The following is a 26,053-nucleotide window of genomic DNA, read 5'->3' on the forward strand; positions in this document are numbered from 1 at the left end:
GCGTCAGACCCAATAATTTAGTGAGGGACTTCCAAGAAATAAATTATCCTGATTAACCAACCACGGAGGCGCAGAGGACACAGAGGAATAAGGGTTTGAGAGATTTTTGCGTTAGGTGGTTTATCGGTTGTCAAGAGATTGCTTCCTTTCACTCGCAATGACAACTCATGCAGCACAGGTTTATTAGAGACTTCCAATCAAAAAAATATCCCAAAATTTCTTGTGGTGCGGGACGAATTGCCCGCTAATCATCAAGGACGGGCAAGGATGCCCATCCCACAAAATTGGATCATTTTTTTGTGGAGTTCTCTTAATGAAAATATCAATCCTTTATATTCAAATCTTTGAAAATCATTTTTAAGTAATTGGACAAAAATATTTACAGTCATTGCGAGCTAAGGGAAGCAATCACAACCCTTGGAATTGCTTCATTTCACTTTGTTCCATATGGCTAACGCCACGCAACGCTTACGCAATGACATTGTGTAATTAATTCTGTCTCACTACTTATCAATCTTCCTGCAACTTAAAATTCACATCTTCATAAATATCTAACAGTGGAATTTCCAAATTTATAGAACCTAAAAAGATTTTATCTTGATCAGATTCATAAGCACGAAATAACCAAGCATCATCTTCAGCTTTTTTATAATGTTCTATGCTGATTTCATATTGGCTAATTAACACATATTCTTGAAATTCAGGAATTGAGCGATAATAACGAAATTTATCAGTGCGGTCGTGATTTTGTGTAGATTTAGAAAGAACCTCAACAATTAAACAAGGATTAAGAATAGTATCTTTACGTTGCGGTTGAAAAAGTGGTTCACCATCAATCACTAAAATATCTGGATAAGTATATTGATGATAACGCGGAATCCATAATCGCAAATCACTGATATATGGTTTGCAACTTTTACCCCGCAGTGCAAATTTCAAAAAGGCATAAACATTGCCGGCAATTTGATTATGATTAAGAGAACCCCCAGTCATTGCTACTATTTCTCCATTTCGGTACTCGCTGCGAAATTCTGCAAGTTCTTCTTGTGCTAAATATTCTTCAGTAGTGTAGTAACGTTGTTGAGTTTGCATAGTTTATTTTTTTGCTATCTCATGTTTTGATAATAACTACAGTAGATACATTTTTCATGTGGTAAATTTTATATTATTTTAGATGATATCTGTGAAAACTGCAAGCTAACACGAGTATAATCATAACACTTGGTGAATAATATATCAAAAAAGGAGAATATTTTAGAATGAATTAGCTATGAGAAACATTAATATTCATTATGATGAAACTGATTTAAGTAGGTAAACAAAATAAAAATGAGGGGTATTGCATTTTTTAAAATGGCTGAAACTCAATCAGAATCTCGCATTGAGACAACTTTACATACCGTTATATACCTTTAAATTTTTCTGTTTACCTACTTATCACTAATTAATATTCATTCAATAAGTAGGTGAGCGTTGAAAATTGTCGTTATGGCAAGGCAAAAGGCAAGAGGCAAGAGGCAAGAGTGAAGAGGGTTTGGGCGATTTTACATTTCTTTACACAGTTTGGTTTTATTGTGTTCACCTACTTATCTTCATAATTAAAGTTAATATTTATAATAATTAGGAATATAGGCGAACATTAGTTCGCCCAAAATATCCTAACCAACATCATCATGAGCGAAACGGTTAAACAAGAAATCTAAGGCATAATTTCGCAGTTGATAATATTGAGGATCTTCCATAATTCTCGCTCTATCTCTAGGGCGAGAAAAAGGAATTTCCATCACTTCCCCAATTTTTGCATGAGGTCCATTGGTCATCATTACCAACTTATCAGCCAAAAATAAAGCCTCATCAATATCATGGGTAATCATCAAAACTGTACAACGATTATCACCCCAAATCTTCAACAATTCTTCTTGCAATTCTTCCTTAGTAATTGCATCTAACGCCCCAAAAGGTTCATCTAAAATCAACACTTTCGGCCGAATAGCCAAAGCCCGGGCAATAGAAACCCTTTGTCTCATCCCCCCAGACATTTGCATAGGTTTCTTTTCCATTGCATCAGCTAAACCCACCATTGCTAAATGATCTCTGACAATAGCGCGTTTTTCTGCTTCTGGCTTAGTTGGATAAACTGCATTTACAGCTAAATAAATATTTTCAAATGCTGTTCTCCAAGGTAGTAAGGCGTAGTTTTGAAATACGACCATTCTATCTGGACCTGGTTTTGTAATAGGTTGTCCTTCTAATAAAACTTGTCCAGTGGTAGGAAAGTTGAAACCGGAAACCATGTTTAATAAAGTTGATTTACCGCAACCAGAGTGACCGATAACGCAAAGAAATTCCCCTTGTTCAACGTTGAGGTTAACACCATCGAGAACTGTAAATGGTCCATTTTTAGTGGGATAAACTTTACAAACATCTTGGATTTGTAAAAACGGTTGACTGCTAATTGTGCTAGTAGCTGTGTTGGTAGTTCTCAAGTTGCGGTTTTGCATTTTAAATTTTTAGTTTTGAATTTTTTTAATAACTCGTTCCCAGTCTCCGACTGGGAATGCTATCAAGAGGCTCTGCCTCTGGTAAAATGAAGGCAGAGCCTTCTATACTTCATTCCCATACAGAGTATGGGAACGAGGAAAACGAGGAACAGAGTATGGGAACGAGGAAAAACGAGGAAAAGACCCGCTCGTTTCCCACTTACCGCGAGGTCTTATGATGAAAGATCCCCGACTTCTAATGTGATGATGTCAATAAATCATGAATCTTTAGTAGAAGTCGGGGATCTGGTTTAAGCTGCAATTTTACGCGGTGCATCAAGAACAACTTCTGCGACGGAAAAATCGCGTTTAATTTCTAAACTGGTGAGATAGGCAAAAGGATCATCAGAGTTGAAAGGTTTACCATCAAATAATTGAATTGGTTGACGAGTGTAGCTAATATCTAAACCTAATTCTCTAGCTGCGGTACTAAATACACCAACTCGACAAACTCTTTCCACAATTTCTACCCAGTTGCGAGGAAATGGCGTTTCTCCCCATCTTGCTAATTGTGTCATGATCCAGATTTGTTCGGTTCTGCTAGGACGATTAATAGCAGAATCAGAATAAAATTGATGATGGGCATACTCACGCATGGGATGATCTAAATCACAGGTATTAATGCCATCAGGATCTTCAATTTGGATAAAATCAATGTCGGTGCTGACATAATCCCGACTTGCTAAAATTTGTCTAACTTCTTGGGCATTTTGGGGATCAGCACAATATTGACAAGCTTCTAATAATGATTTGGTTAAGGCAATATGAGTGTTTGGATATTTATTTGCCCAGTTTTCCCGTACTCCTAAAACCTTACCAGGATGTCCTAACCAAACTTCTAAATCTGTGGCAATGGTAAAGCCTGAACCTTCAACTGCTGCCCGATAATTCCAAGGTTCACCTACAGAATAACCGTCAATAGTTCCACCTTTTAAATCTACTACCATTTGAGCAGGAGGGATATTTTTCATAACCACATCACTGTCGGGGTCAATTCCACCTGCTGCTAACCAATAACGTAGTAATAGGTTGTGCATGGATGCGGGATGAACTACTCCCATTCTGTGTGTTTGTTCGCGGGTTTTTAGGAGATAATTTTTGAAGTCGGATAAGCTATGTACACCTTCGTCATAAAAACGTTTGGCTAAGGTAATGGCGTTACCGTTGCGAGTCATGGTTAAGGAGGTAACTACTGGTAATGGTTCGTTTTTATTGCCTCCTAAAGATAACCAAATTGGCATTCCTGACGGCATTTGTGCCGCATCTAAATAACCCCCAGTGATGCCATCAACGACTCCGCGCCAGTTGCTTTCTCTGACTAAGGAAACTTCATCTAAACCATGTTTGGTGAAAAAGCCTTTTTCTTTGGCTATAGCTAATGGCGCACAAGCTGTAAGGGGTAAGAAACCGATTTCTAAATTAACTTTTTCTAAACCATGACGGGCAATATCTGGAGTTTTTCTTGCCCGAATTTTTTTGATGCGTTTTTGTTGGTTAAGGAAGTAAATCATTTCACTTCGCAAGGTGTAGTAGCTGGGATGTTTTACTACTTCCATGCGTTTGCGAGGACGAGGAATATCAACTTCTAAAATATCGCCAATTTTTGATTCTGGTCCGTTGGTTAACATGACAATTCTGTCAGATAACAAAACGGCTTCGTCTACGTCGTGTGTCACCATAACGGCGGTAACTTCGTTTTCTTCACAAATTTGCATTAATTGTTCTTGCAAATTCCCGCGAGTCAGTGCGTCTAATGCACCGAAGGGTTCATCTAATAGTAATAGTTTAGGACGAATTGCCAAGGCGCGGGCTATAGCTACCCGTTGTTTTTGTCCACCTGATAACATCCCTGGTTGTTTATCAGCATGGGGACGCAAACCAACCATATCTATGTGTCTATCAATAACCGCTTTGCGTTCGGCTGCGGGCATTCCATGCAATACTGAATCTACCGCTAAGGCGATATTTTCTCTTACTGTTCGCCAAGGTAAAAGCGAATAGTTTTGAAATACGACCATTCTATCTGGTCCTGGTTTTTTAATTCTTTGTCCTTCTAAAGTGACTAAACCTTCTGTTGGTAAATCCAAACCGGCAATCATATTTAAAAGCGTGGATTTACCGCAACCAGAGTGACCGATAAGAGAAACAAATTCGCCTTTTTTAATTTGGAGGTCAATACCTTTGAGGGCGATATATTGACCGCCACCAGTTAATTCAAAAACTTTATCAATTTGCTCAACGCCAACAAATATAGACATAATTTTGGTAATTGTTAGTTGTTAGTTGTCAGTTGTCAGTTGTCAGTTGTCAGTTGTCAGTTGTCAGTTGTCAGTTGTTATTTCTTTGTTATTAACTAATGACCACTGACTAAGTAGGTAAACACAATAAAACCAATCTTTGTAAAGAAAAGTAAAATCGCCCAAACCCTCTTCACTCTTGCCTTTTGCCTTTTGCCTCTTGCCTTGCCATAACGACAATTTTTAATGCTAACCTACTTAATGACTAAGAGGGTGTTTGAAAAGTTATGATTGCTGTATCAAATATTTTACCCCTCCCTAACCCTCCCCTTATAAAGGGGAGGGAACTAGATTTTTATTGTTTCCCCCCTTTACAAGGGGAAAGGGGGTAACAATGTGATGAAAATTACGGGATACCACTTTTCAAACAACCTCTAATGACTAATAACTATTTCTGTTCACTTGGTAAAATCCAGTTTTGTAATGCAGCCATGAGTTTATCTAGGATGAGACCAACAACACCGATATAAACTAGTGCCAAAATTACTTCACTAACGTTGTTATTTTGATAAGCATCCCAGATAAAAAAGCCGATACCAACAATACCGGACATCACGATTTCTGCCGCAATAATCGCTAACCAAGCCAAACCAATAGCAATTCTTAAACCTGTAAAAATGTAGGGTAATGCTGAAGGAATTAAGATATTAAAGAAATACTCTTTTTTAGAAAGTTGCAGAACTTTAGCAACGTTGTTATAGTCTTGAGGAATTTGAGTTACACCCACCGCAGTGTTAATGAGAATCGGCCAAATTGCGGTGATGAAAATTACGAATAATGCGGCTGGTTCGTTTTGGCGTAATGCTGCTAGGGAAATAGGAACCCAAGCTAAAGGAGGTACTGTTCTTAATAACTGAAACAAGGGATCTAAAGCTTTTGACATGGTTCTATTAACACCAATCAAAACACCCAAGGCAATACCGACAATCGCTGCTAATGTATAGCTAATAGCAACCCGTTGGAGACTAGCCCAGATTTGCCAAAAAAGTCCTTTATCAGTGCCTCCTTTGTCATAGAAGGGATACAAAATCAAGATCCAAGTGTCTTGAATAACTTGAATTGGTCCGGGTAATGTTGCCCCTGGAGTCCAAGAAAATAGTTGCCAAATAGTTAAGAAAATTAAAAGGGCAATAGCTGGGGGGATAAGTTCAGGAAGTTGTTTCTGTAAACTTGATAAAAGTTTATTCTCTAATTTAGGGCTTGTGGCACGTTTTTGGGCTATGGTCATGGATTTTTCCTCTAATTTATGAATGATTAATGGGTGTTTTGTGAAAATTAAATTTGCATTTTAAAAATCCGTGTAGAGACGTTCTAAGTAGTGAGACAGAATTAATACACAATGTCATTGCGTAAGTCTTGCGTGGCGTTAGCCATATGGAACGAAGTGAAATGAAGCAATCGCAAGGGTTGTGATTGCTTCCCTTCGCTCGCAATGACTGTAAATATTTTTGTCCAATTACTTATGTCTCTACATTTTCAGACAGGTCTATTGATTAAACACCTACTTTTTTAATTTTTAAACTCTTGAGATATTCTTCTGGTTTCTCAGGGTCGAATTTGACTCCATCAAAAAACTCTTCAACTCCACGAGATGTACTAGTGGGAATGTCAGCAGCGGGTATTCCTAATTCTTTAGCTGCTTCTTTCCAAATATCTTCCCGGTTCACTTTTTTGATTAATTCTTTAGCTTTAGCTGCACCATTGGTAATGTAATCTTTGGGTAAGAATCCCCAACGCACATTTTCGGTGATGAACCATAAATCATGACTTTGGTAAGGATAGGAAACGCTGCCTTTAGCATCTTTCCAATAATAAGCAGCCATTGATTTATCATCAATTGTTCGACCATCACCCATGTCATATTTACCTTGGTATGGGTCAGCCAGAACTGCTGGGGAAGATAAACCAAAATACTTTTTAGCGGCGAGAATTTCTGCGGCTTCTTTGCGGTTATCAAAGTTATCTAGCCACTGTTGGGCTTCCATGACACCTTTTAATAAGGCTTTTGTGGCTTTGGGATTTTGGTCAACCCAATCACCTCTCATGGCAAAATATTCTTCGGGGTGATTTTTCCAAATTTCGGCTGTTAATGCCGCCATGAAGCCGATTTTGTCGTTAACCAGACGAAATGGCCAGGGGTCGCCAGTGCTGAAAGCATCCATTGTCCCGGTTTTCATGTTGGCGACAGTTTGCGCCGCTGGAACTGTCAGCAATTTGACATCTGTATCCGGGTCAATGCCACTTGCTGCTAACCAATAACGAATCCATAAGTCTTGGTTAACGTGAGGGAATGTGAAAGCTGCGGTGAAGGGTGTGGAGGATTTGAGTTGGGCAAATAGGGGTTTAGCCGCATCGAGTTTTAAGCTAATACCTTTCCCTAAATGTTTGTTGGCGATCGCAATGGCATTACCATGAGTAACTAACTGGGCAAGAACATACATGGGTATTGGTTTATTACCCTTAGTAATTTTTCCTTCTGTAATTAAGTGTGGCATGGGCATTTGCCATTGACCACCATCAATACCACCACCAGCAGAACCAATTTCTACGTTGTCTCTTGCTGAACCCCAAGAAGCTTGTTTAGAAATTTCGACATCTGACATCCCATATTTCTGAAAAAAGCCTTTTTCTAAAGCAATTATTAATGGTGCAGACTCAACAATGGGAATATATCCAAGTTTAACTTTTGTCGTTTCTGGTTTTTGTTCGGCACTAATATTAGCTACTGCTTGAACACCAGATTTTACAGAATTACCAGTGGTTTCTGGTGGGTTTCCTAAACAGCCTTTCAGTAATACGGCACTGGCAGAAACTCCAGCAGTGACAATAAATTTACGGCGAGTAATTTGATTCAAAAAGTCGGACATAACTAAATCTCCTACATTTACAAAGTTATTTTTTAGCCATAATTAGACATTAAAATTCAAGCAAAATCATAATATTTTCTTGCTAATGCCATAAAAGAATTGCCTTTTCTAGATAAAAAAGCTGATTTAGGTATGGGGGCAAAGTTTAATTACTTTGGGTTTTTGGGTAAGATGGAAAACAACCTCTGAACCAATTAAAATCAGTTTACAGGTTTTTTTGGGAAATGGATCAACTTGGCAAGGTAATTATTAAATAAATATTAGATTAGACATATAAGTAAAAATTTATAGTCTGGACTTAATTTTGTGACAAGTTATTAATATATATTGCTTGATTGATGATAACGATTATTCTCAACTATGATTTCCGTAATTTTAGGTTGATTTAATCACATAAAACAGGAGAGAAATAGACCATCCTGATGTTAACTATAGAATGACATCTTCATCCATAGATAAATTTGATGATAACCATTTTTGATAATGGAGAATTACTACAGTAGAATTCAGGAGTCAGGAGTAAAACTGGCTTTGTGTATATATAAGTAGGTTGGCGTTAAAAATTGTCGTGATGGGAAGGGAACTCCAAAAGAGGTTTTGGGCAACTTTACTTTTCGTTACATATTACTCTTACAGCAGTTGCAGGTTGAATGCAATACAATTAAGGGCGCAGACCCTGCGCCCCTACAGGATTGGCGATGAAACTTTGTACCTCATAACAGCAGGAGGTGCTGTATGAGAAGCCGCTCCGCGTCTACAGTTTTTTCCGTTCACCTACTTAGTTATAGGAAGGGGATTATAGCTAAACAATGACAGGATCAACCTTTGCCAGTGATAATAGACGAAAAATCACATACTGATTACCAGCAAATATGAAACGTCGTGAATTTATAAATTGGGTGGGATTAGGTTGTTTAGCTAGTTCCTTACCTATCGCAATTGCAGCCTGTTCTCCCGAAACCAGTACATCAGCTAATCCTGGATCTAATGCTGCTACTAAAGGCTGGCAAAAGGTGGGTACGGTGGCACAATTAGACAAAACTGGTCAACTATTGGTGGAAAATTCCCCAATTGGTGCAGTATTAGTGGTTGGCACATCTAAAACCGCAAAAAATTTGATTGCTGTGAATCCAACTTGTACTCATCAAGGTTGTACGATCGACTGGAAAGCCAAAGAAAGCAAATTTGTTTGTCCCTGTCATGGAGCAAAATTTGCTCGTGATGGCAAGGCACAAGACGGACCCGCTAAAAAACCACTGAAAACCTACCAAGCCAAAATTGAAGGTAGTTCTGTCTTAGTCCAAGCAACTTGATCTTCCTAAAGAATTTTATATAGCAGGAAGTAGGGGCGCAGGGCCTGCGCCCAGTTAGTACAAGTCCTGCGCCCAGTTAGTACAAGTCCTGCGCCCAGTTAGTACAGGTCTTGCGCCCAGTTAGTACAAGTCCTGCGCCCAGTTAGTACAAGTCCTGCGCCCAGTTAGTACAGGTCTTGCGCCCAGTTAGGAGTCAGAAAAACATTCTTCTCCCTGTTCCCTGCTATATAAATCGCTATACAACACATCAATTCAGTATTCGCAAGTATTTTTGCTAATTTGGTTATGTAAATTAAATACTAGACAATTAATTAAATTAAATTAAAATTATACAAATAACCCGTTAAATTAATAAGAGCTATAATTTTATACTTAGGTTAAATCAAAATGCGTCTAGAGCAGTTGCAAGCCTTTTTGGCGATTGTTCAAACTGGCAGCTTTCAACAAGCAGCAAAACAATGTGGTGTGACTCAATCAACCATTAGTAGGCAAATTCAGGCATTAGAAGCAGATTTAGGGATAGAACTATTTCATAGAACCTCCCATGCCAAATTAACGTTAGGTGGTGAACGATTACTTCCTCGTGTACATAAAATCTGCCAGGAATGGGAGTTGGCTACACAGGAATTAACAGATTTAATTGGAGGAAAGCAACCAGAACTATGTATTGCGGCAATACACTCAGTTTGTGCTTCTTACTTACCACCCGTGTTACAAAAGTTTTGTCATCATTATCCAGATGTCCAATTGCGAGTTACATCATTAGGAAGCGATCGCTCTCTGAAAGTCCTCAAAGATGGTTTGGTAGACTTAGCAATTGTCATGCACAATCGCTTTCTGATCACAGGCAAAGAAATGGCTATAGAATTCCTATACGAAGAACCCATAGAAGTCCTCACCGCAGCCAATCATCCCCTAGCTGAATATGAATCTATCCCCTGGTTAGAGTTAATTCGTTATCCTCAAGTAGTATTTAAGGATGGTTATGGAATGCAACGTCTGATTCAAGATAAATTTGAACAGATGAAAACTACACTTAAAACAGCTTTAGAAGTAAATACCCTAGATGCCTTTCGGGGGGTAGTTCGTCAAGGAGAACTCATTGCCTTACTTCCCCAGTCAGCACTCATAGAAGCCAGATATGACCCCACTCTGGCTGTCCGTTCCCTCTGTGAAAATAGTAATTTACGTCATAATTCCCCCCTGACTCGTCAGGTAGTCATGGTAACAACTCAAGATCGTCTCCACATTCCTCCCATACAATATTTTTGGCAACTTGTCAAGGATAATATTCCTGGAAATTCTAGCAAGAGTTAGGAGTAAAAGAGAATTGTGGAAGGAGTTTCATGATCAATTTGAGCCTATACAGCACTTTTCCTTTAAAATTGCCTTTTTCCACTAACAACTGATAATTAACAACTAACAAATGACTAATAAATTTCGGGAATTTATCCAAAAAGTAGGTAGTGGAAGTCACACATCAGATCATTTAACCCGTGCTGAAGCAGCTACTGCGACAAAAATGATGTTATTATCTGAGGCGACACCAGCACAAATTGGCGCGTTTTTAATTGCCCATCGGATTAAGCGCCCTACTGGGGAAGAGTTAGCAGGAATGTTAGATGCTTACTATGAACTAGGTCCAAAATTGTCGGCAATAGCCCAACCTGTCATCGTTTTGGGTATGCCCCATGATGGCAGAACCCGTACTGCACCCATCAATATCATTACGGCTTTGTTATTAGCTACTGCGGGTCAACCTGTAATTATGCACGGCGGAGATCGCTTACCCACAAAATATGGTTTACCTTTAATCGAGATTTGGCAAGGTTTAGGAATAGATTGGACTGGTTTATCACTGGAACAAACCCAGGGGATTTTTGAAGAAACAGGAATTGGCTTTATTTACACACCCAAACATTTTCCTTTAAATCAAACTCTGTGGGAATATCGTGATCAATTGGGGAAACGTCCACCATTAGCAACAATGGAGTTAATTTGGTGTCCATACATGGGGGAAGCCCATATTATTGCCGGTTTTGTTCATCCACCCACGGAAGCAATGTTTCAAGCCGCTTTAGGATTACGTGGGATGACAAAATATACTTTTGTTAAGGGCTTAGAAGGTAGTTGTGACTTACCACGCGATCGCACAGCCATTGTCGGTTTATCTTCATCAAATCCAGAAACATTAACCCGTCTGCAACTTTCACCCCGTGAATATGGCTTTACTACTAAAAATGTTCCTCTAACTACTACAGAAGAACTCATTCAAGATATGCAAGGGGTTTTGATAGGAAAAGCCAGCGAATTAATGCAAACAGCCCTCTGGAATGGTGGTTTTTACCTATGGCGCAGTGGGATTTGTCCAGATATGCAAGCTGGTATAGACAAAGCCGCCGAATTAATTACCAGTGGTCTATTAGCTGCTAAACTGCACCAAATCAAGATGTTGCTGAGTTAAATTTATAATCCATTCTTTCTTCTAACTCCTGACTCGGTGACTCCTACTATTCCTAATTAATCCGCTTACTAAGCAGATCATCATAATGTCGCACTTCTAATAGCTGGTTTTTTTCACCCACAATGACAACAGTAGGAGAGTAACATTTTAACTCTTCCATAGTAAACTGCCCGTAAGTCATTATAATCAAGCGATCGCCAACTACGCCTAAACGTGCGGCTGCTCCATTCAATTCAATAGCTCCTGAATTAGCTGGAGCGGATATGGCATAAGTAATAAAACGCTCGCCATTAGCAATATTCACTACTTGTACTTGCTCGTAAGGGAATATACCAGCTTTTGCCAAGAGAACCTCGTCAATGCTGATACTGCCCACATAATTAATATTTGCCGCTGTGAGTGTACAGTTATGAATTTTTGCTGATAAGAGAGTGCGCTGCATTTGATTTTAAATTTTTTTTTTGCAACCAGTGAGAGATGGGGGAATGAGATCAGTAGGTTCTTACTAATTATTCCAGAATAATCGGTTTAAGTAGTCAGACAGAATTAATTACACAATGTCATTGGGAATGGAAAGAAGTGAAATGAAGCAATTCCAAGGGTTATGATTGCTTCCCTTCGCTCGCAATGACTGTAAATATTTTTGTCCAATTACTTAGTGGGTAATGAGTAATTCACATTACCATCACCCATAGTCTATTATGCTTTAGCTTTAGCTGCTTGAATGAACTTTTCTACTAAGGGGGCTACCTTATCAACATCCTGCCAACCGAGAATTTGTGTTACCTTTTTTTCCAAATTTTTATAACTACGGAAAAACTCGGCAATTTCTTCCAGTTTATGAGGGGCTATGTCTTTAAGGGACAATACATGAGCATAGCGCGGATCTTTATCGGGAACACAAAGAATTTTTTCATCGCGATCGCCACCATCAATCATTTCCAAATAACCAACCGGTCTAGCGGCAATAACGCAACCGGGAAATGTTGGCTCATCCATGATCACCATACCATCTAACGGATCGCCATCATCAGCCAAGGTATTGGGGATAAAACCATAATCATAAGGATACTTAACTGAAGAATAGAGAACCCGATCTAGGGCAAACGCTTGTAAATCCTTATCGTATTCGTATTTATTTTTACTTCCACCAGCAATTTCAATCAGGACATTAATTACACCTGGCTTTGGTTGGGCGGGAATCAAAGATAAATCCACAATAAAACTCCTTTACTAAAAGTGAATCAGCGGTAGCAGCCATTTTCGCTCCCAGTGTAAGATCTTAAAACATTGTGGATCTCTTCCTCAACATTCCTTCTAAAATACTGGTAAATTTCATAAGAGAAATCCACAAAAAAGATGATCCTAGTGCTTACGCATTGACAAAGTTTTCTAAATATGTAATGTAGATTTTATCTCTTGTAGGGTGCGTCAGACCCAATAATTTGGTAAAAAACAGATTTCCTCTATCTGACGTGGTTGGTGAGCTTGCCGAACCACACCCTACTCAATATGTAATGTGGATTTTATCTCTTGTAGGGTGCGTCAGACCCAATAATTTAGTGAGGGACTTCCAAGAAATAAATTATCCTGATTAACGAACCACGGAGGCGCAGAGGACACAGAGGAATAAGGGTTTGAGAGATTTTTGCGTTAGGTGGTTTATCGGTTGTCAAGAGATTGCTTCCTTTCACTCGCAATGACAACTCATGCAGCACAGGTTTATTAGAGACTTCCAATCAAAAAAATATCCCAAAATTTCTTGTGGTGCGGGACGAATTGCCCGCTAATCATCAAGGACGGGCAAGGATGCCCATCCCACAAAATTGGATCATTTTTTTTGTGGAGTTCTCTAAATGACCCACAAAAAAGGCTCAAGAAGAAAACTCCCTACCCCTAATCCTCTGCTTTAAGTCTTAAATTCTGCTGTATATTCTAATCTCCACGAATAGGTAGATTGTAAGTTAAGGATGGTTGATTGTTTTCAACATTAACAGAAGAATAGTGGGCAATGATAAATACTGGTAAAGTGAGAGTGATCAAAGCGATCAGTGTTCCCACGATGTCTGCCAAACGCTGGGAATATGTATCGGAAGAATTGGCAGACGGGCTATTTAAATTCATACAAAGTTGCAATTAATTCAGAATCACGAGTAGGTTGACTCTCTGGAAAAGAGTGTCTATACTATTCTAACTATTTTTTTACAATAAAGCGTAATGTCAGGGATAACTGACATTTTTGATCATTCAGAAATTCCGTAGGGGCGCAGGGCTTGCGCCCAGAAATTGATATGTCCTGCGCCCCTAAATTGGTGATTACACCAAAACTATACAGCTACTTTTTGTGCTGTAGTTGATTCTTCAGATTGTGGAGACTCTTGTTTTTCTTGATTTCCCTGTTCTGAATCACTGTTTGGTTGAACTAGTTGGAGGTGAATATTATTCACTTGATTAATAAATAGTTCTATTGCCTGACTTACTCTTTGTTGTTGTTTACCTTCTTCTGAAATATCATAACAACGATAGGCTGGGCTAATTCCCAAAATAAACTTTTCCTGTTCAGCTTCTAATAATTCAACGGCTTTGTTAGCAGCCATCCAATTTTTCTCAAAAGGAAATGAGGTAACGATACTAGCAACAATGGAAGCAACGGCTGGGCAAATAACAGGCAGCCATTTTAACCAACTTTGTCCTGCCTCTAATTTATCTACCAACACTAAAATTGGTGTTACACCTGACAAAATAACGGTAGAAATTTGCAAAACATAGTAAAGAGTTCTGGCAAGATTTCGAGAACTTTTATAGTCGTCAATCAACTCTTGCGAATATTCTAAAGCTTTGGCTCGTGCCGGCAAAACTGTATTATAGTCCAATGTAGTACCATTGCTTAATAGAGATGTATAGAGTTCAGCTTTTTTGGAAAGCTCAGTTTTTTGTGATTCCTTTTTAGCATTATTTACCGATTGTCTATTGAAAAGAAATAAACCAATCGAAACAGTTAAAGCAACGGAGGCAGCAGTTACATATTGTGGATTACTAGAATCAACATAAATAATGAAGCCTGATGTTATCGCAACTGCGCCTAATAAGTAATCAATCAACTTGAAAAAAAACAACATATTTTTGCCTGGTGTAGTTATTGGGATAATGTTGAATTCGTCACTGAGAAAAGTTGTTGCAAAATAGTAATTTTACAAACAATGATGTATATTACACGAAAGTAACAATATTGACAAGTTGTACTAACTGTCAATATTGTCAATAGTATAATTTAACGCTTAAATAGCCGTGCTATATCTTTTGCGCGTACCTATGGCTAAGGTTAAAACCAAAAATGTTAAACCTCCTGCTAGATATAAAGGATAGCCATAGGTAATGGGTTGGGATTGGTGAACTATCATCCCCGCAATCACTGGACCAATACCGTTGGAAATACTTAAATAGGATGCGTTTAATCCTAATACAGTTCCCTGATCTTGTGGTCGAGCATTGAGAGAAATCAATGTACTAATCATGGGTTGGACTAGGGCATTAAAAAGCGCAAATAGGATGCTAACTACAATAAAATAATTGATGCTAGGCCAAACAGGCATTAACAAAAATGATAAACTGCGAACAAATAAGCCTAAAAATAATATCTTGACAACATTAAATTTACGACTGAGGACAGATACTCCCCAAGTTTGCATGATTACTCCTAATGTGCCAAAAACTAAAAATAAGAGTGTTAAAGATTTATTATTTTGATGTAAAACTTGGATAAAGTATGGTTGAAAGGCATAGGTGAACATGGTAAATGTTGTCCCGGTGCAAAAGTTAATGAATAATAAAATGCCAATTCCTGGCATGGCAAATCCTTTAATTAAATTTTCTAACCCTAAATCAAAGATATTCGTAGCCTTTGGAGATTTATTTTGTAAGGTTTCTGGTAATAAGAAGATTGTCATTAACATCGCTATCATAGCAACTGCACCGGAAACTAAAAATGCCGTTCCTAAAGAAATTTGCTGTGCTACTAAACTCATAACTGGACCAACAATAAATCCTAATCCCATCGCCGCACCATAAATCCCAAATGCCTGAGCGCGATTTTTTTGGCTGGTAACATCAGAAATAACGGCTTGGGCAACTGAAGCATTTCCACCTGTGATACCATCTAAAAATCTGGCGAAAAATAGTAATATTGCTGTTGTGGCAGTTCCTGCGATAGTATTAGCAATTACTGTTCCTGCTAAACTGATTATTAATAATGGTTTCCGCCCAAATCTGTCGGAGAGTTTACCAATTACAGGAGTGGCGAAAAACTGAGCAATAGAATATGTTGAGAATAATAAACTGGTTTGGAAATCATTTAAACCAAATTGTTTACCATAAAGATAAATTATGGGGATGAGAATTGTAAAACTCAGGGAATTAATAAAGGCAATTAAGGCGGTAATCCAAAAAATTCGATTCATTTTTGATTAAATATATTTATCTTTAGTCATCTTACCATTGACCAGACTTTTACTTACTGCTCATAAAATTTAAATTACAGAGATTTCTTTGCAAGCCAGAAAAACACTTGCATTCACGAGTTCATATTCAAATCCATAATGGACAATTCAAAATTATGGGTATGGGTGCATGGCATTCCTATTGGTATGATCCTTCCCATCTGTTACTGACGATTCCTTGGATTGGCTTTTTTTTGCCGATTTGTGGCGCTTATGTAGCTATTACAGCAGTTTGCGATCGCTTAGGGACTTCCAATTAAAAAAATACCCAAAAATTTCTTGTGGTGCGGGCTGAAAAGCCTGTTAATCATCAAGGACAGGCAGGATGCCCATCCCACAAAATTGGGTAATTTATTTTTTGGTGTTCCCTTATTGGTTAGGAGGAAATTGTATTGCTAAGGGACTTCCAAATAAAAAAATACTCAACCACCTAACGCAAAAATCTCTCAAACCCTTATTCCTCTGTGTCCTCTGCGCCTCTGTGGTTCGTTAATCAGGATAATTTATTTCTTGGAAGTCCCTAATGCTAAACCAGGTTCTTTTTTAGATGCTTTTTTCTTTATCTTGGACGGTAATGCACATTATTGATGAGTCCAGTCCTCTGTATGGGATAACTTCAGCATTATTAAGCTAACATCAGGTTTTGCTGATTGGGATTGATGAAACTCATTACCCGTCAAAATAAATTTGACGAACTACTAGGGGTAAAGCAAGAGCTAAATCCCTACAAATCTAGGTTTTTCGTAATTTTCCAAAAGTCCATATTTCAACCATGTTGAGTATAATAAGATTTTGTGGAATCATCAATTTGTAGATATTATGTACCATACGCCTGATGGACATCGTTACTGTGACTATACGCATTTTCACGATGTCTTACCAGTTTAATTGATGCTGTTTAAGTTACGGTAAAAATGTCTAATCAAGTTTGGTTGTCACAGTTAAAATTACATCGAGCGATCGCTGTTATTCGCGCCCCGAAGATGGTATGGGGTGAGAAAATGGCTTTAGCTGTAGCATCTGGAGGAATGCAGTTAATTGAAATTACCTGGAATAGCGATCGCGCACCGGAATTAATTGCCCAACTCCGTGCTAAATTACCTAACTGTATGATTGGTACGGGGACTTTATTTAATGTTCAACAGTTACAAGAGGCGATCGCCTGTGGGGCGCAATTTCTCTTCAGTCCCCACACGGATATAGATATGATTCAAGCTGCATTAACCGCAAATATCCCCATTATTCCCGGTGCATTGACACCCACAGAAATTATTACCGCTTGGAATCATGGTGCAAGTTGTGTCAAAGTGTTTCCGGTACAAGCAGTGGGCGGAACTAGCTATATCAAGAGTTTACAAGGACCCCTTGGGCATATTCCCCTAATTCCTACGGGGGGTATAACATTAGAAAATGCTCAAGATTTTTTACAAGTGGGTGCAGTAGCGGTGGGGTTAAGTGGCGAATTATTCCCCACAGAATCAGTATTACAGGAAAATTGGCAAGCTATCAGTGAACAAGCCAGAATCCTCATGCAGAGGTTACATTAGAGGTAAAGCGCATTGCTAAACCCCTTCAAATTATGGCGTTGCTGAATTGGCGTATGATTTTTGGAGGTAGAGACGTTCCATGGAACGTCTCTACAAGAGTCTTGAACGTATGCAAAATTATTTTCATCCCTAAAATCAGCAACGCCCAAATTATTAACGATAGATGAGTAGTAATAGCGCAAGCGCTGACTTATCAGCTTCTAGCACTCATCCTAATCATTTAGGGACTTCCAAGAAATAAATTATCCTGATTAACGAACCACAGAGGCGCAGAGGACACAGAGGAATAAGGGTTTGAGAGATTTTTGCGTTAGGTGGTTGAATATTTTTTTATTTGGAAGTCCCTTAGTTCCTCTGATGGAAAAAATTAGTGACATCCTTTCATCTTTATCTGTGGGATCACTTATATTAATCAATGACTTAGGTGAAATTGAATATATTGGTTAATTATTGACTTTTCATTGCTAAAAGCCTAAATTTACCTACAAATATTGATGAGAGAATAGCGATCGCATTCTCCATAGCTACAGAAAAGCGATACATCAATTGATAACTTCTGAAACCGTAATTACAGATATGGTATGATTTTTAAAACTAGTTTTATAAGCAATGGCTTTAGCTATAACTTGGGGATTTTTGCCTTTGCGAATTTCCGATAAAATATCTGTATCAATTAAAGTTTTATTTTTCAATATTAATTTATTATTTTTTAGGGTCTATGTTTTAACATATCTTCAATTAGTTGATCAACTAATTCCGCATCATCTGACCATTTGCCAATAAATGAATCGTTGAGAATTTCTGGTTGAGTAAGTTGCTCAATCATGGCTTTAATTAAATCTGAGATTTGACAATGATTAGTCTGGGTTAATTGTTGTATTTTGTCATAGGTTTCTTGATCTAGTTCTATTTCTATTTTTTTCATAATTAGGAATTGAGCGCATTGCTGATATCTATCAACTTAAGCCTTAAGCCAGGGAATAAATTCCCTGTCTCATAGCTAAAGTCCGTTAAAACGGACTAATAAATTTACCCAGTTTTTAGTCATCTTTAGATGACTTTCGCTATGAGACTGGGAATTCATTCCCAGACGGGATAGGGGTTTTTACGACTGATTACACCCTACAATTAAACGCCGGCGTGACCTAATGCAATACCTGTCACCAACATTCCCAAAACCAAAAATGGTTGAGCGCTGGCTTGATATTTGACATCATTGGCTATGGGGTCACGAAGAAAATACATATCTTGGAAAGTGATTTGGGGAATGATTAATAATACGAGAATCGCTGCATATAAATTCTCGTGAATACTCACCAAATAACCTGCGACCAAACCTTGAAATAAGTCAATCATGACGACACAAATCAAAGCCGCATTTTGGATGCCAAACATAACTGGTAATGATTGTAATCCTAATTGGCGATCGCCTTCCACACTCTTAAAATCATTAACAATGGCAATACCTAAACCAGCCAAACTGTAAAATAGAGTCAGAACCACAATTGTCCAATTCAATTCCCCAAATAAAGCATGACCAGCCCACCAAGGTAAAGCAATATAACTTGCACCCAAAGCATAATTTCCTAACCAACCATTTTGTTTTAATTTCAATGGTGGTGCAGAATAGATATAGGCAATGAAACTACCAAAAACAGACAACAGTAAAACATTAGGAACTGAATGACCTGCCCATAAATCTAAGGTGTAAGCCACTCCATATCCTAATAATACTAAAAGCACGAATTGGCTAATTACTTGCTTTTCCGAAATTCTCCCCGAAGGTATAGGACGATAAGGTTCATTAATCGCGTCAATTTCCCGGTCATAATAATCATTGATGGTTTGGGTATAACCAGTCAACAACGGACCAGAAAGCAACATACACAGGGCAGACTTCAAAACATTTTCTAAAGTCCAGGTATAGTTACCAGAAGAAGCCGCACCGCAGACCACACCCCAAATTAGGGGAATCCAGGTAATCGGTTTCATCAATTGCAAGCGAATTTTCCAAATAGAAGTTTCCCCAGCACTCGCACCTTTCATTCCCAGCAATTGCCGAGTTTTTGCATTGCGGTCTTCTGTAATTGTAACTTCTGGATTTGGAGATTCTACAGCCTCATTCGGCTGCGAATTGGGATTAATGGGAGTTGATTCAGACATAAGGTGTAATGGTAATTGGTAATAGGTGATTGGTAATAGGTAATGGGTAATTGGTAATTATTGCCCAGTCCCCAATCCCCAGTCCCCAATCCCTAAAAAGAAATTATCAAATAACTATTTTGAAACTTTGCACCTGTGACAGGTTTCCCACTTAAAGCCGGGGGAAGGAAGATATTACGTCTTTGATCTCCGGCTTCTACGGTGACTTCTGGACCCTGTTGAATAAGCTTGACTTGTTTTTTGTCAAACCCAGGCAAAAATAAGCGTACTTGGCGATTATGTACGTCAATTTCAATTGGTTGGTTAGCTTGTAATGCTTGCTCGACAAAGTTGGGTAAAGCATCTATCAGAGGTTGCCATTCACCATTGACAACATCAGGAACTATGCTCACAGGTAGAGGTGCAAATTCCTCGGATAAATTGGTATTTTCTCCACCAGGAACTAAAATTGCTCCACCAATAGTTAAACCAATTTGTTGAGCGCTTCCCCACAAATAACGGGAATTTGCCACATCAATGGGTTCTGATGTTGTCACCAAAAAAGCAGCAACGCGCCGAGGATTAGCTAAGGCAGCTTTACCTTCTTCGAGGAAATTATTAACTTGGTTAGTGGGTTGAGAGAAATTATCAGCAGTCCAATTAAAATTAAACAGGCTGCTAATTAAAGGTTGCGTTACAGGAGATTCGGAAATTGTTTTCCCTAAATCGGAGTTAACAAACAATTGTCGGAATCTTCTCATATACCAACTTAAAGATTCTGGCATTCCCAACATTCGCAAACTGGCAGCGTCGCCCGTACCATCATAAATAATCGCGTCATATTTGCCACTGGCATCATATTCACGAATCGCATTGAGAGCGAGGGCGTTGTCCATGCCCGGTAATACTACCAATTCTTGCCCATAAACCTCTTTAAAAATTGGTGTACGGAGATATTGAGCCTCTAATTTTTTCACTTCTTCCCAGTTGCGTTCTAGCAGTACAGATGCTTGAAACTGTACTGCTTGGAGATTGGGAGAGATGTCCTGGGGGTCAGGAGTCAGAGTAGTATTGAGTAGAATTGACAATGTTGGATCTGCTAGTCCTGCTAGGAGTACCCGTTTGCCTTGTGTTGCCAAACTAATGGCTGCGGCGATCGCTATCTTACTGCGAGCGATGCCGTTTTTGCCCAAAAACGTCAGTATCAAGGCCATTACTTAATTTCCAATTTTGCCGATCTTGTCAATAACAACTTAGCACTCAACCAATCTTCTTAGCCTCTGCTATAAGTTGTTTTGACTAAGCTGGTCTGATTTCATCTTCAAAAAACCAAGTGGAGGAGTTGTCGTCAAACTTGACTACCACACCAATTCCTTTACCATCTGTGACTTTGTAGCCTTCGATAGTGCCAATTTTGCCGAGTTTTTGAGCGATAGTAGAGGATACGCGATCGCGCAAACGAATCACCTTAACTTTCTGTCCGATGTCCATGATCTAGTTAAAATAAAATAATCCAAATCTCAGTGTAGCTGAATCTGGCACTCTGTTTTCATTGTTCATGGCTTAAAATTAAATCAGTAAGCAAGTAGGTATACTCTTATGTTTGTTACAGCCCAACAGCTAGAACAACAAATGCCCGATGCGACTCGTTTATTAAGTGATGAGCCGGAAATGGAAAGTTCTTTGCATTATATGCAGTTCCTATTATTGGTAACTAGCTTAGAGTGGTTATGGCGTGATCGCTGGGAATAGATCCTGATACAATACTGTTCGGTTAAGACTAAAAAGCAAAAATACGTAGGTTGGGTTGAGGAACGAAACCCAACATTTTCAATTCACTTCGTTCCATATGGCTAACGCCACGCTTTGCTAACGCAATGACATTGTGTAATTAATTCTGTCTCACTACTTATTTGCGATCGCTAGGCGTAAGTGAGTTGGCGTTAAAAATTGTCGTTATGGCAAGGCAAGAGGCAATGGGCAAGAGTAAAGAAGTTTTCGGCGATTTTACGTTTCTTTACACAGTTTGGTTTTATTGTGTTCACCTACTTAGATCCTGATAGTGTGGTTAATTAGGAAAAAACTATGACTACAACCATAAAGTTAACCGATGTCACCATCGAATATCCTAGCTCTGATGGAGAACCCGTGGCAGAAACCTATATACATCTCTATGCGATTTTAACTACTTTAGAAGTTTTAAAACAGTACCTAGCAGGAAGACAAGCAACGGTACTCGCAAATCAATTTTTATACTATGCTCAAAGTTTTCCGAAATTAAGAGTAGCACCAGATGTGATGGTAATTTTTGATGTGCCACCTGGAGGTAGAGATAATTATAAGGTCTGGGAAGAAGGTCAAGTTCCCCAAGTTGTCTTGGAAATGACCAGTGCCGGAACTCAAAGGCAGGATCAAGAGCAAAAGAAGTTATTGTATGAACAATTAGGGATTTTAGAATATTGGTTATTTGACCCGAAAGGAGAATGGATTAACAAAAAGTTACAGGGGTATCGTTTACAGGATGAGATTTATCAACCCATTACCGATAGTTTATCTCAGCCGTTGGGATTGCGTCTAGAAGTGGAAGGGGAGCTTTTAAGATTTTACCGTCTTGATACAGGTGATAAATTACTCATACCTACAGAATTGGCAGAAAAGGCTGAAAGTGAACGCCAAAGGGCTGATGATGCGGAGGCTAAAGTAGCAATTTTGGCTCAACGGTTAAGGGAGTTAGGTATTGACTCTGATAGTTTGTAAGTAATTACCTGAGATAGATAAAATTTCACTTATCTGAAAATTAATCGTCAACAATTGCACTCGTATGGTATAGAATGCCAAAATGACTTTTTTCCGGTGTGTAATGGTGCTATAAGAATGACACTTTCCCTGAAAGATAATTTAAATTGGTTACAAGTGCAGCGTTATTGCGAACTCCTGCACGTCTTAGTTGGACGGACGCTGAAAGTCCGTTATCGGGGGTCTTTTCTAGGAGTTTATTGGTCACTATTGAACCCATTGATTATGACAGGGTTGTATACTGCCATCTTTGGTGCTACCTTTGCATCCTACTATGGTCACTCCATCATTAACTATATGCTGGCAGCGCTGACAGGACTGTTAGTAATTAATTTTTTCTCCGCTTGCACATCCCAAGCTTTAACCAGCGTAGTCGGCAATGGTGCATTATTAAATAAGATTCAGTTACCAGTTAGTGTTTTTCCGGTATCAATGATTTCGTCCAATGTCTTTCAATTTTCAGTGGGAGCATTTCCGTTACTAGCAATTATGACATTGATTAATTCCAAAAGTCTCATCAATGTCATCGCTTTAGTATTTCCATTTTTAGCATTAATTTTAGTTTCTACAGGAGTCGGTTTTTTAGTCAGTGCTTTGTACGTATTTTTCAGGGATTTACCTTACTTTTATGAATTGGTAGTATTTGTAATTTGGATTAGCAGTCCGATCTTTTACCCAGCAGCTATTGTTCCCAAGCCGGTAAAACAGTTTTTAGGTTTGAACCCCTTATCCCCAATCATCGAAAGTCTCCGTCAGATTACATTATCAGGTTCTCCACCAGATTTAGGTCTGATTTGGGGGGCTTTACTGAGTGGCATCATTATTTTAGCCTTGGGATGGACTTGTTTTCACCTGTGGCGGCATCAATTTATGGATTTGCTGTAAGAGGATGTTTGAAAAGTTTTTAATGTATAAACAAACCCCTCTCCAAACCTCTCCCCGAAGCGGGGAGAGGCTTTGAAACCCCCCTTCCCGTCCTTCGGCACGCTGCGCTAACGTAGGGAAGGGGGGCAGGGGGGTTAGGTTTTTGGAGATTATCGGTTTGATCTAATACTTTTCAAACAACCTCTAAGAGGATGTTTTAAAAGTGGTATTCCGTAATTTTCATCACATTGCTACCCCCTTAGTCCCACCTTTACAAGGGGGGAAACAATAAAAATCCAGTTCCCTCCCCTTTACAAGGGGAGGGTTAGGGAGGGGTAAAAAATATTTGATACATCAAGCATAACTTTTCAAACACCCTCTAACATAGCTATCGTTTGGTAATTGCATAAGTAGGTGAACACAATAAAACCAAACTGTGTAAAGAAATGTAAAATCGCCCAAACCCTCTTCACTCTTGCCTCTTGCATGAGTGCCTTTTGCCTTTCCATAACGACAATTTTCAACACCAACCTACTTAGGAATGTGAATTAAATAAGGTGCAAAAGTAGGGTGTGTTAGCGACAGCGTAACGCACCATTCCAGGTTACATCAGAATTGCAGGTTATTAAATTTGCGTTCCTTAGACTAGAACCTGATAGTTTATAATTAACCAAAGATAGTAATTTATCCTAATAAAATCTATGGCTTTAACCGCACAAGAAATAGAAGCATTAATGCCAGATTGCACTGAACTACTCAGCGACGAACCAGAAATGGAAAGCTCTTTACACTATACACAACTATTAATATTAGTAACTTGTTTAGAATGGTTATGGCGTAATAGAGAAGATTTTTTTATTGGTGCAAATCTTAGCGTTTACTATAGCCGACAACAGTTAAAAAATCGAGACTTTAGAGGACCAGACTTTTTTTTAGTTAAAGATACGGAAAAACGTCCACGTCTTTCTTGGGTAATATGGGAAGAAGATGGTAAATATCCCAATGTAATAATTGAATTACTTTCTGATTCTACAGCGAAGGTAGATAAGGGATTGAAAAAACAGTTGTATCAAAATCAATTCCGCACCCCTGAGTATTTTTGGTTTTCCCCGAATACCTTAGAATTGGTAGGATGGCGATTAACAGACAGTGAGTATAAAACTATTCCAGCATCAGAAAATGCCTGGTATTGGAGTCAGGAGTTAGGTTTATATCTAGGGGTTTGGGAAGATAAGTTAAGATATTTTACTGTTGAAGGAAAATTAGTCCCTACACCAGAAGAAGCTAATTTAGAAGAGATTAAAAAAGCTGAATTTGAACATCAAAGGGCTGAACTTGAACGTCAAAGGGCTGAATCTGAACATCAAAGGGCTGAATCTGAACGTCAAAGGGCTGATGACGCAGAGAATAAAGCAGCTATTCTAGCGCAAAAATTAAGGGAGTTAGGTATTGAAGCCGATATTTTATAACTAATGATCTTTATGATATATTTCAGGACTTACGCACTGTACAAATTTACAATGACGTGAATGAACGAAAATCAGTCGTTTCAGGCTTTTGGCGATTAACTTCCGATTGATAGCGATAGCTTCGCTTGCCGGAGGCATCACTAAAAATCGTGTAGGAACGCCCGAAAACTATAGACCATATTTGGTACTTTCTATCAATGCGTAAGTCCTAAAATTATCAGCTAAATAGGAGATGGTAAAAATGATTACAGCAAAAGAAGCAGTACGTTTGCGATAGCGCAAGCACTGACTTGTCAGTTCGCTCGGTGTAGATCCTGATAGTATAAATTAGGAAAAAACGAATTAGGAAAAAACGAGGTGTATACTAATCACAAGGAATTAAAAATTGTTATCAACTGTGGAGATTATACGTAAGATAGTCAAACTAAGGCGGATTCTACCAGTAGATGAAAAATGGTGGGGGAAATTCGACTTACTGAGAACTTTAGTCCGTCGGGATTTGGAAGCAAGGTATAAAGGTTCTGTATTAGGCAATTTGTGGCCTCTACTTAATCAGTTATCACAATTACTAATTTACACCTATGTATTTTCCATAGTGCTGAAGGTGAAACTGCATACTTTAAAGGGTTTACCAGAAAATAATTTTACCTTTGGCTTGTGGCTATTTGCGGGGTTATTACCCTGGATTGCTTTTACAGGTGGACTTATGCAGTCTGCTGGTTCAGTAATAGGACAGCCGAATTTAGTTAAGAAGGTGGTATTTCCTCTGGCATTGTTACCTCTAGTGCCAATTTTATCAACGTTTATTGAAAGTTCCTTTGGTTTAATGGCGTTGATATTTTTCGTAGCTATCACGACTCATACTTTACATACTACCTTGGCTCTGTTACCCTTAGTTTGGCTGACACAGTTATTATTAACTGCTGGGTTGGGTTATTTGACAGCGGGGCTAACAGTGTTTTTGAGAGATATTCCACAAACAATGGGAGTATTATTAAATGTGTGGATGTACTTGACACCGATTATCTATCCGGCTTCAGCAATTCCTGAAGCCTTCCGAAAATGGGTGTTTTGGTTAAATCCCATGGCAGCTATAGCAGAAGTTTATCGGGATATAGTTTTAGTGGGGGAGGTACAGCATTGGAGTGAGTGGGGTGTAGCTTCGGCGATATCAGTTATGATATTTTATTGTGGGTTTACAGTTTATAAGCGATTGCGTCCAGCATTTGCTGATGTATTGTGAACATTAAGAATGGCA

Annotated in this window: 24 protein-coding genes and 2 pseudogenes; 11 read left to right on the top strand and 15 right to left on the bottom strand. The window is 38.6% G+C overall.

Translation table 11 applies throughout. The annotated features are described in order from the left end of the window. Positions 1–510: 510 nt before the first annotated feature. The 5 genes from AN486_RS08505 to AN486_RS08525 all read right to left on the bottom strand — a co-directional run bounded on the left by AN486_RS08505 (position 511) and on the right by AN486_RS08525 (position 7,704). Complete coding sequence (locus tag AN486_RS08505; RefSeq protein ID WP_290600169.1) at positions 511–1,092, bottom strand: Uma2 family endonuclease; 582 nt, start codon at positions 1,090–1,092, stop codon at positions 511–513. 566 nt (positions 1,093–1,658) lie between these two features. Next, entirely contained in the window at positions 1,659–2,501 is an 843-nt protein-coding gene (locus tag AN486_RS08510) for a nitrate ABC transporter ATP-binding protein (RefSeq protein WP_039200832.1), read from the bottom strand. Positions 2,502–2,791: 290 nt separating this feature from the next. Continuing rightward, positions 2,792–4,798 (bottom strand): nitrate ABC transporter ATP-binding protein, encoded by a 2,007-nt coding sequence (locus AN486_RS08515; protein WP_053540028.1) that lies wholly within the window; start codon positions 4,796–4,798, stop codon positions 2,792–2,794. A gap of 427 nt (positions 4,799–5,225) precedes the next feature. Next, a complete protein-coding gene (gene ntrB / locus AN486_RS08520) occupies positions 5,226–6,065 on the bottom strand; it encodes a nitrate ABC transporter permease (protein WP_053540027.1) in 840 nt (279 codons plus the stop codon). Positions 6,066–6,330: 265 nt separating this feature from the next. After that, positions 6,331–7,704 carry a CmpA/NrtA family ABC transporter substrate-binding protein gene (locus tag AN486_RS08525; RefSeq protein ID WP_168636553.1) on the bottom strand — a complete coding sequence of 458 codons (1,374 nt, stop codon included), beginning with the start codon at positions 7,702–7,704 and terminating at the stop codon, positions 6,331–6,333. 872 nt (positions 7,705–8,576) lie between these two features. On the opposite strand from AN486_RS08525, the gene AN486_RS08530 reads away from it, so the two are divergent. The 3 genes from AN486_RS08530 (at position 8,577) to AN486_RS08540 (ending at position 11,481) form a co-directional block, all read left to right on the top strand. After that, entirely contained in the window at positions 8,577–9,017 is a 441-nt protein-coding gene (locus tag AN486_RS08530) for a ubiquinol-cytochrome c reductase iron-sulfur subunit (RefSeq protein WP_168636552.1), read from the top strand. Between the two features lie 387 nt (positions 9,018–9,404). Then, a complete protein-coding gene (locus tag AN486_RS08535; protein WP_168636551.1) occupies positions 9,405–10,334 on the top strand; it encodes a LysR family transcriptional regulator in 930 nt (309 codons plus the stop codon). Positions 10,335–10,443: 109 nt separating this feature from the next. Next, positions 10,444–11,481 (top strand): anthranilate phosphoribosyltransferase family protein, encoded by a 1,038-nt coding sequence (locus AN486_RS08540; protein WP_053540024.1) that lies wholly within the window; start codon positions 10,444–10,446, stop codon positions 11,479–11,481. A 52-nt stretch (positions 11,482–11,533) separates the two neighbouring features. Here the strand turns inward: AN486_RS08540 and panD are convergent, their stop codons facing one another. The 5 genes from panD to AN486_RS08565 form a co-directional block, all read right to left on the bottom strand. Further along, positions 11,534–11,923, bottom strand: coding sequence for an aspartate 1-decarboxylase (panD, locus tag AN486_RS08545; RefSeq protein ID WP_027404164.1), 390 nt, complete (start codon positions 11,921–11,923; stop codon positions 11,534–11,536). Positions 11,924–12,180: 257 nt separating this feature from the next. Next, entirely contained in the window at positions 12,181–12,699 is a 519-nt protein-coding gene (locus AN486_RS08550) for an inorganic diphosphatase (protein ID WP_027404163.1), read from the bottom strand. A 717-nt stretch (positions 12,700–13,416) separates the two neighbouring features. Continuing rightward, complete coding sequence (locus AN486_RS08555) at positions 13,417–13,605, bottom strand: hypothetical protein (protein ID WP_053540023.1); 189 nt, start codon at positions 13,603–13,605, stop codon at positions 13,417–13,419. A gap of 203 nt (positions 13,606–13,808) precedes the next feature. Further along, the gene (locus tag AN486_RS08560) at positions 13,809–14,600 is read right to left on the bottom strand and encodes a DUF4231 domain-containing protein (protein ID WP_290600174.1); all 792 of its coding nucleotides are present in this window, start codon (positions 14,598–14,600) and stop codon (positions 13,809–13,811) included. Between the two features lie 159 nt (positions 14,601–14,759). Beyond that, positions 14,760–15,938 carry an MFS transporter gene (locus tag AN486_RS08565; protein ID WP_053540021.1) on the bottom strand — a complete coding sequence of 393 codons (1,179 nt, stop codon included), beginning with the start codon at positions 15,936–15,938 and terminating at the stop codon, positions 14,760–14,762. A 155-nt stretch (positions 15,939–16,093) separates the two neighbouring features. Here AN486_RS08565 and AN486_RS26650 point away from each other — a divergent pair, with 155 nt between their 5' ends. The 3 genes and pseudogenes from AN486_RS26650 (at position 16,094) to AN486_RS08580 (ending at position 17,524) form a co-directional block, all read left to right on the top strand. Continuing rightward, positions 16,094–16,237 carry a hypothetical protein gene (locus AN486_RS26650; RefSeq protein WP_199924287.1) on the top strand — a complete coding sequence of 48 codons (144 nt, stop codon included), beginning with the start codon at positions 16,094–16,096 and terminating at the stop codon, positions 16,235–16,237. Positions 16,238–16,760: 523 nt separating this feature from the next. Beyond that, positions 16,761–16,865: pseudogene (locus tag AN486_RS08575) on the top strand (ATP-sensitive inward rectifier potassium channel 10); the annotation flags it as partial. 26 nt (positions 16,866–16,891) lie between these two features. Beyond that, positions 16,892–17,524, top strand: a complete 633-nt coding sequence (locus AN486_RS08580; RefSeq protein WP_190383806.1) for a bifunctional 4-hydroxy-2-oxoglutarate aldolase/2-dehydro-3-deoxy-phosphogluconate aldolase — start codon at positions 16,892–16,894, stop codon at positions 17,522–17,524. Positions 17,525–18,066: 542 nt separating this feature from the next. Here AN486_RS08580 and AN486_RS08585 read toward each other — a convergent pair. The 5 genes from AN486_RS08585 to AN486_RS08605 form a co-directional block, all read right to left on the bottom strand. Then, positions 18,067–18,216: a hypothetical protein gene (locus AN486_RS08585; protein ID WP_233455532.1), complete on the bottom strand. Its 150-nt coding sequence runs from the start codon at positions 18,214–18,216 to the stop codon at positions 18,067–18,069. Positions 18,217–18,233: 17 nt separating this feature from the next. Then, on the bottom strand, positions 18,234–18,449 hold the full coding sequence (locus tag AN486_RS08590; protein ID WP_168636546.1) for a hypothetical protein: 216 nt from the start codon (positions 18,447–18,449) through the stop codon (positions 18,234–18,236). A 203-nt stretch (positions 18,450–18,652) separates the two neighbouring features. Continuing rightward, entirely contained in the window at positions 18,653–19,687 is a 1,035-nt protein-coding gene (gene chlG, locus AN486_RS08595) for a chlorophyll synthase ChlG (protein WP_290600176.1), read from the bottom strand. Positions 19,688–19,779: 92 nt separating this feature from the next. Next, positions 19,780–20,880 (bottom strand): ArsA family ATPase, encoded by a 1,101-nt coding sequence (locus AN486_RS08600; RefSeq protein WP_290600177.1) that lies wholly within the window; start codon positions 20,878–20,880, stop codon positions 19,780–19,782. Between the two features lie 85 nt (positions 20,881–20,965). Further along, on the bottom strand, positions 20,966–21,157 hold the full coding sequence (locus AN486_RS08605) for a DUF2862 domain-containing protein (protein ID WP_053540016.1): 192 nt from the start codon (positions 21,155–21,157) through the stop codon (positions 20,966–20,968). Positions 21,158–21,265: 108 nt separating this feature from the next. Here AN486_RS08605 and AN486_RS08610 point away from each other — a divergent pair. The 5 genes and pseudogenes from AN486_RS08610 to AN486_RS08630 form a co-directional block, all read left to right on the top strand. After that, a pseudogene (locus tag AN486_RS08610) lies at positions 21,266–21,409 on the top strand (Uma2 family endonuclease); the annotation flags it as partial. 342 nt (positions 21,410–21,751) lie between these two features. Beyond that, positions 21,752–22,423: a Uma2 family endonuclease gene (locus AN486_RS08615; protein WP_053540015.1), complete on the top strand. Its 672-nt coding sequence runs from the start codon at positions 21,752–21,754 to the stop codon at positions 22,421–22,423. Between the two features lie 117 nt (positions 22,424–22,540). Then, positions 22,541–23,347 (top strand): ABC transporter permease, encoded by an 807-nt coding sequence (locus tag AN486_RS08620; protein ID WP_290600178.1) that lies wholly within the window; start codon positions 22,541–22,543, stop codon positions 23,345–23,347. A 680-nt stretch (positions 23,348–24,027) separates the two neighbouring features. Continuing rightward, entirely contained in the window at positions 24,028–24,795 is a 768-nt protein-coding gene (locus AN486_RS08625) for a Uma2 family endonuclease (protein ID WP_053540013.1), read from the top strand. Between the two features lie 403 nt (positions 24,796–25,198). Further along, positions 25,199–26,038: an ABC transporter permease gene (locus tag AN486_RS08630; RefSeq protein WP_290600204.1), complete on the top strand. Its 840-nt coding sequence runs from the start codon at positions 25,199–25,201 to the stop codon at positions 26,036–26,038. Positions 26,039–26,053 lie beyond the last annotated feature (15 nt).

It is taken from the genome of Anabaena sp. AL93, from assembly GCF_001672085.1.
Lineage (GTDB): Bacteria > Cyanobacteriota > Cyanobacteriia > Cyanobacteriales > Nostocaceae > Dolichospermum > Dolichospermum heterosporum.

What these genes read in the sequence shown, in the direction of transcription:
- AN486_RS08605 (WP_053540016.1), bottom strand. Translation starts at nt 21,157, where the DNA reads ATGGACATCGGACAGAAAGTTAAGGTGATTCGTTTGCGCGATCGCGTA.
- AN486_RS08535 (WP_168636551.1), top strand. Translation starts at nt 9,405, where the DNA reads ATGCGTCTAGAGCAGTTGCAAGCCTTTTTGGCGATTGTTCAAACTGGC.
- AN486_RS08590 (WP_168636546.1), bottom strand. Translation starts at nt 18,449, where the DNA reads ATGAAAAAAATAGAAATAGAACTAGATCAAGAAACCTATGACAAAATA.
- AN486_RS08625 (WP_053540013.1), top strand. Translation starts at nt 24,028, where the DNA reads ATGGCTTTAACCGCACAAGAAATAGAAGCATTAATGCCAGATTGCACT.
- AN486_RS08615 (WP_053540015.1), top strand. Translation starts at nt 21,752, where the DNA reads ATGACTACAACCATAAAGTTAACCGATGTCACCATCGAATATCCTAGC.
- AN486_RS08515 (WP_053540028.1), bottom strand. Translation starts at nt 4,798, where the DNA reads ATGTCTATATTTGTTGGCGTTGAGCAAATTGATAAAGTTTTTGAATTA.
- AN486_RS08580 (WP_190383806.1), top strand. Translation starts at nt 16,892, where the DNA reads ATGTCTAATCAAGTTTGGTTGTCACAGTTAAAATTACATCGAGCGATC.
- AN486_RS08505 (WP_290600169.1), bottom strand. Translation starts at nt 1,092, where the DNA reads ATGCAAACTCAACAACGTTACTACACTACTGAAGAATATTTAGCACAA.
- AN486_RS26650 (WP_199924287.1), top strand. Translation starts at nt 16,094, where the DNA reads ATGGGTATGGGTGCATGGCATTCCTATTGGTATGATCCTTCCCATCTG.
- AN486_RS08510 (WP_039200832.1), bottom strand. Translation starts at nt 2,501, where the DNA reads ATGCAAAACCGCAACTTGAGAACTACCAACACAGCTACTAGCACAATT.
- ntrB (WP_053540027.1), bottom strand. Translation starts at nt 6,065, where the DNA reads ATGACCATAGCCCAAAAACGTGCCACAAGCCCTAAATTAGAGAATAAA.
- AN486_RS08555 (WP_053540023.1), bottom strand. Translation starts at nt 13,605, where the DNA reads ATGAATTTAAATAGCCCGTCTGCCAATTCTTCCGATACATATTCCCAG.
- AN486_RS08540 (WP_053540024.1), top strand. Translation starts at nt 10,444, where the DNA reads ATGACTAATAAATTTCGGGAATTTATCCAAAAAGTAGGTAGTGGAAGT.
- AN486_RS08560 (WP_290600174.1), bottom strand. Translation starts at nt 14,600, where the DNA reads ATGTTGTTTTTTTTCAAGTTGATTGATTACTTATTAGGCGCAGTTGCG.
- AN486_RS08620 (WP_290600178.1), top strand. Translation starts at nt 22,541, where the DNA reads ATGACACTTTCCCTGAAAGATAATTTAAATTGGTTACAAGTGCAGCGT.
- panD (WP_027404164.1), bottom strand. Translation starts at nt 11,923, where the DNA reads ATGCAGCGCACTCTCTTATCAGCAAAAATTCATAACTGTACACTCACA.
- AN486_RS08525 (WP_168636553.1), bottom strand. Translation starts at nt 7,704, where the DNA reads ATGTCCGACTTTTTGAATCAAATTACTCGCCGTAAATTTATTGTCACT.
- chlG (WP_290600176.1), bottom strand. Translation starts at nt 19,687, where the DNA reads ATGTCTGAATCAACTCCCATTAATCCCAATTCGCAGCCGAATGAGGCT.
- AN486_RS08530 (WP_168636552.1), top strand. Translation starts at nt 8,577, where the DNA reads ATGAAACGTCGTGAATTTATAAATTGGGTGGGATTAGGTTGTTTAGCT.
- AN486_RS08565 (WP_053540021.1), bottom strand. Translation starts at nt 15,938, where the DNA reads ATGAATCGAATTTTTTGGATTACCGCCTTAATTGCCTTTATTAATTCC.
- AN486_RS08600 (WP_290600177.1), bottom strand. Translation starts at nt 20,880, where the DNA reads ATGGCCTTGATACTGACGTTTTTGGGCAAAAACGGCATCGCTCGCAGT.